Annotated in this window: 4 protein-coding genes; all 4 read right to left on the bottom strand. The window is 72.9% G+C overall.

Annotation, left to right across the window (positions count from 1 at the left end):
- Positions 1 to 142: 142 nt before the first annotated feature.
- Genes DVA66_RS17460 through DVA66_RS17445 form a run of 4 tightly spaced genes read right to left on the bottom strand, consistent with a single transcriptional unit; the run spans position 143 to position 4,363 of the window.
- A complete protein-coding gene (locus DVA66_RS17460; protein ID WP_114561204.1) occupies positions 143 to 1,231 on the bottom strand; it encodes a mandelate racemase/muconate lactonizing enzyme family protein in 1,089 nt (362 codons plus the stop codon).
- An 11-nt stretch (positions 1,232 to 1,242) separates the two neighbouring features.
- The gene (locus DVA66_RS17455) at positions 1,243 to 2,010 is read right to left on the bottom strand and encodes a decaprenylphospho-beta-D-erythro-pentofuranosid-2-ulose 2-reductase (protein ID WP_114561203.1); all 768 of its coding nucleotides are present in this window, start codon (positions 2,008 to 2,010) and stop codon (positions 1,243 to 1,245) included.
- A 23-nt stretch (positions 2,011 to 2,033) separates the two neighbouring features.
- The gene (locus DVA66_RS17450; protein WP_114561202.1) at positions 2,034 to 3,389 is read right to left on the bottom strand and encodes an FAD-binding oxidoreductase; all 1,356 of its coding nucleotides are present in this window, start codon (positions 3,387 to 3,389) and stop codon (positions 2,034 to 2,036) included.
- Positions 3,386 to 4,363 (bottom strand): decaprenyl-phosphate phosphoribosyltransferase, encoded by a 978-nt coding sequence (locus DVA66_RS17445; RefSeq protein WP_114561201.1) that lies wholly within the window; start codon positions 4,361 to 4,363, stop codon positions 3,386 to 3,388. The genes DVA66_RS17450 and DVA66_RS17445 overlap by 4 nt, the downstream gene beginning before the upstream one ends.
- Positions 4,364 to 4,479: the final 116 nt, after the last annotated feature.

Below are 4,479 nucleotides of genomic sequence, written 5' to 3'. Positions count from 1 at the left end.
GGTGGGGGTCATGGGTCGTCCTCGGGGGGTGGGGGTGGTGCTCCGGACGGGCAGCCCGGAGGCGCTCTCCCGTTCTCCCAGTGCCAGGCGGACCCCGGGTGACGACCGGGGGAACACCGGGCCACGCCTCGGCGTCGACTGCTCAGGCGACCGTGCGGTCGGCCAGCGCGTCGGCGTCCCAGCTGATCCCCAGGCCGGGGACGTCGGGGGCGAGCGCGCGGCCGTCGCGGACCTCCAGCTCGGTGCGGGTGACCGCGCGCAGCTGGGGGATGTGCTCGACGTATCGGCCGTTGGGGACGGCGGCCACCAGGCTGACGTGCAGCTCCATCAGGAAGTGCGGGCAGACCGCCACGTTGAACGCCTCGGCGAGGTGGGCGACCTTGAGCCAGGGGGTGATCCCGCCGACCCGGGCGACGTCGACCTGGACGATGCCGGCCGCGCCGCGCTGCAGGTACTCGGCGAACTGGGCAGGCGAGTACATCGACTCACCGACCGCCACCGGGACGGGTGTGGAGCGGGCCAGCCGGACGTGGCCGCTGACGTCGTCGGCCGGCAGCGGCTCCTCGAACCAGCTGAGGTCGGCCGGCGCCCAGGCGTGCGCGCGGCGGATCGCCTCGGCCGCGGTCATCGACTGGTTGGCGTCGACCATCAGGTCGAGGTCGGGCCCGACGGCCTCGCGGACGGCCATCAGCCGCTCGAGGTCCTCGTGCAGCCGCGGCTTGCCCACCTTGAGCTTGACCCCGCCCCAGCCGGCCCGCTGCGAGGCCAGCGCCCCGGCCACCAGCTCGTCGGTGGACAGGTGCAGCCAGCCACCCTCGGTGTCGTAGAGCGGCACCTCACGGCGGAACCCGCCGGCCACCTGCCACAGCGGCTCACCGGCCCGCAGGCAGCGCAGGTCCCACAGGGCGGTGTCGACCGCGGCCAGCGCGAGGGAGGTGATGGCGCCGGTGGTGGTGGCCCGGGTGGAGGCGAACAGGTCGTGCCACAGGTGCTCGACCCGCTCCGCGCGCTGGCCCGGCAGCCGGGGCAGCAGGTGCTCGGTGAGCATCGACAGCACGGCCCGGCCGCCGGTGCCGATGGTGTAGGAGTAGCCGGTGCCCGTCAGGCCGTCGTCGGTGTCGACCTCGACCAGCAGCGTCTCCTGCTTGAGGAAGGCCTGCACGGCGTCGGTGCGGACGGTCTCGACCTCGAGGTCGACCAGGCGGGCCCGAGCAGCGGTGATCGTGGCCATCGGCGGGGTCCTCAGATCGGCAGGCGGCGGAAGACCACCCGGGGGATGTGGCGCAGCACCATCATGACGAAGCGGAACGCGCCCGGCACCCAGACCAGCTCCTTGCCGGCGCGGACGGCCGCGACCGTCTGCTCGGCCACCTGCTCGGGGGTGACCGCGAGCGGGGCGGCGTCCATGCCGGCGGTCATCTTGGAGCGGACGAAGCCCGGACGGACGACCAGCACCTTGATCCCGTGCGGGGCGAGCGCCTCGCCGAGGCCGAGGTAGAAGCCGTCGAAGCCGGCCTTGGTGGAGCCGTAGACGAAGTTGGAGCGGCGCACCCGCTCCCCGGCGACCGAGGACAGCGCCACGACCTGGCCGTGGCCCTGGCGGCGCAGCGCGTCGGCGAGCAGGACGCCGGTGTGCACCGGGGCGGTGAAGTTGACCTCGGCCAGCTCCAGCGCGTGGTCGGCGTCGGTCCAGGCCCGCTCGGCCTCGCCGAGCAGCCCGAAGGCGACCACCGTGATGTCGATGTCGCCGCCGGCGAAGGCCTGCTCGATGGTGGCGGCGTGCGTCTCGGGCCGGCGGGCCTCGAAGTCGACGGTCTCCACGGGGAAGCCCTCCGCGCGCAGGCCCTCGGCCGCGGCGTCGCGCCGCTCACCGGGCCGGGCAGCCAGCACCACCCGCGGGCGGGCCCCCTCCGGCTGGTGCTCAGGGGCGTAGCGGCGCACGATCGCGAGCGCGATGTCGGAGGTGCCGCCGAGCAGCAGCACCGACTGGGGGTTGCCCAGGGCGTCCATGGATCTCCTCGGGTGGGCCCGGCTCACAGGCCGAGACGTCGGGACAGGTCGGAGGCGAAGCGGTGGTCGGGGTCGACCCGGTCGCGGACGGCCCGGAAGTCGTCCAGCCGCGGGTACATCCGGGCGAAGGTGGCCGCGTCCATCCGCGAGTCCTTGGCCAGGTAGAGCCGGCCGCCGGCGCCGAGCACGATCTCGTCCAGCCGCCGGCACAGCCGGTCCAGGCTGTCGCTGATCGGGATGTCGACGGTGAGCGTCCAGCCGGGCATGGGGAACGACAGCGGGGAGTCGTTGCCGGGGCCGAACCGCTTGAGCACGTTGAGGCAGGACACGTGCCCGGACTCCGCGATCAGCACCACGGCCTGCCGGAAGGCCTCCTCGGCCTCGAACGGCACCACGAACTGGTACTGCAGGAAGCCGCCCGGCCCGTACACCCGGTTCCACTCCGCGACGATGTCGAGGGGGTGGAAGAACTGGGTGATGTTCTGGATCTCCCCGACCCGGTGCCGGGGGGCCTTGCGGTACCAGAGCTCGCTGAAGGCCTTGGCGGTGAGCCGGTTGACCAGCCCGTTGGGGAACACCGCCGGGATGGTGCCGAGCTGCGGGGCGGTGAACTTCAGGGGGTCGCGGCGCAGCTTCTCTGGCAGCTCCTCGAGGCGGGCCTTGTTGCCCCGGGTGAGGACGGCCCGGCCGAGGCTGGCGCCGCGGGTGACGGCGTCGAACCAGGCGACGGAGTAGGTGTAGCCGTCGTCGCCGGTCTTCATCCGCTCCAGCAGGTCGTCCAGGTCGCGGGTCTGGTCGGTGTCGACGCTGAAGTAGGCCGAGGCGGTGCGCTGCATGGCGACCGTGGCGCGCAGCACCAGCCCGGTCAGCCCCATCCCGCCGACGGTGGCCCAGAACAGGTCGGCGTCCTCGCCGTCGGGGGTGAGGGTGCGGATCTCGCCGTCGGCCAGCAGCAGGTCCATGCTGCGCACGTGGTTGCCGAAGGAGCCCTGGGTGTGGTGGTTCTTGCCGTGGATGTCGGCCCCGATCGCCCCGCCGATGGTGACCTGGCGGGTGCCGGGCAGCACCGGCACCCACAGCCCGAACGGCAGCGCCGCCTTCATCAGCGTGTCCAGGCTGACCCCGGCCTCGACGGTGACGGTGGGGTCGTCGCCCTCGGCGTCCACCGCGAGGATGCGGTCGAGCTGGGTGAGGTCGAGGTTGAGCCCGCCGGAGTTCTGGGCGGCGTCGCCGTAGCTGCGGCCCAGGCCGCGGGCGATCAGCCCGCGGCCGTCCGCGCGGCGGAGCGCCTCCTGCGCCTCCTCGACGGTGCGGACCGGCGCCAGCTCGGCGACGGTGCGCCGGGTGCGGCCCCAGCCGTAGAGGGTGGACTGGTTCATGCGGGGCTCCCTCCGTAGACGGCCAGACCGATGAGGACGACCCAGATCAGACCGAGCACCTGCAGCACCCGGTCCTTGAGCACGATGTCCTCCGGTTCGCCGGCCTGGCCGGTGTCGACCTCCATCGCGTACTGCAGCATCGCCAGGGTGAACGGGGCGATCGAGATGGCGGCCCAGTTGATCCCCCAGGCGCCGCCGGCGCGCTCCTCGAAGGCCCACAGGCTGTAGCTGACGACCACCATGACGGCGGCCAGCATCCAGGAGAAGCGCAGGTAGCTCTCGGAGTAGCGCTCCAGCGACTTGCGGGTGCCGGCCTCGACGCCGAGGGCGACGAACTCGGAGTAGCGCTTGCCGGCGACCATGAACAGCGAGCCGAAGGAGGCCACCAGCAGGAACCACTGGCTCAGCTCGATGTCACCGGCCGCCCCGCCGGCGATGGCGCGCAGCAGGAAGCCCGAGGAGACCATGGCCAGGTCGATGATCGGCATGTGCTTGAGGAACATCGAGTACACGACCTGCAGCACCAGGTACACCGTCACGGTGATCCCCAGCGGCACCGCGGTGGCGTAGGCGACGGCGAAGCCGACCAGTCCGCTCACCACGGCCAGCACCCACGCGGCCGGCACCGACAGCTCGCCGGCGGCGATCGGGCGGAACCGCTTCTTCGGGTGCAGCCGGTCCTCGGCCACGTCGTGGATGTCGTTGATGAGGTAGACGCAGGCGCTGACCAGGCAGAAGGCGACGAAGGCCAGCGCCGCCTTGCCCAGCACGACCGGGTCGAGCAGCTCGCCGCTGGCCAGCGGGGCGGTGAACACCAGGATGTTCTTGGTCCACTGGCGCGGACGCATGGCCCGCACGGCGGCGGGTAGCCGGTGCTTGCGCGGCGCCTCGTCGACGTCGGGGTTGAGGTCGTTCTCCAACGGCTCGGGAGCCGACCCGGCGGCCGCGGGGGAGGACTGTGGTTCGCTGGTCATCGCCGGGCAGCCTACCCACTAGTCTGCGTCGGTGATGTCTTCCGCGGGCCGGTCGGGTGCGGCCGTGCTGGGCGGTGTGCTGCTGTCGGCGGCGCTGCTCGCCGGGTGCTCCGCCG

Source organism: Desertihabitans aurantiacus (assembly GCF_003344635.1).
Classification (GTDB): Bacteria; Actinomycetota; Actinomycetes; order Propionibacteriales; family Propionibacteriaceae; genus Desertihabitans; species Desertihabitans aurantiacus.
This window is presented reverse-complemented; position numbering and strand designations above follow the sequence as displayed.

Bases quoted from the DNA above. Each gene is read 5' to 3' on its own strand.
- DVA66_RS17445 (WP_114561201.1), bottom strand. From the start codon at position 4,363: ATGACCAGCGAACCACAGTCCTCCCCCGCGGCCGCCGGGTCGGCTCCC.
- DVA66_RS17460 (WP_114561204.1), bottom strand. From the start codon at position 1,231: ATGGCCACGATCACCGCTGCTCGGGCCCGCCTGGTCGACCTCGAGGTC.
- DVA66_RS17450 (WP_114561202.1), bottom strand. From the start codon at position 3,389: ATGAACCAGTCCACCCTCTACGGCTGGGGCCGCACCCGGCGCACCGTC.
- DVA66_RS17455 (WP_114561203.1), bottom strand. From the start codon at position 2,010: ATGGACGCCCTGGGCAACCCCCAGTCGGTGCTGCTGCTCGGCGGCACC.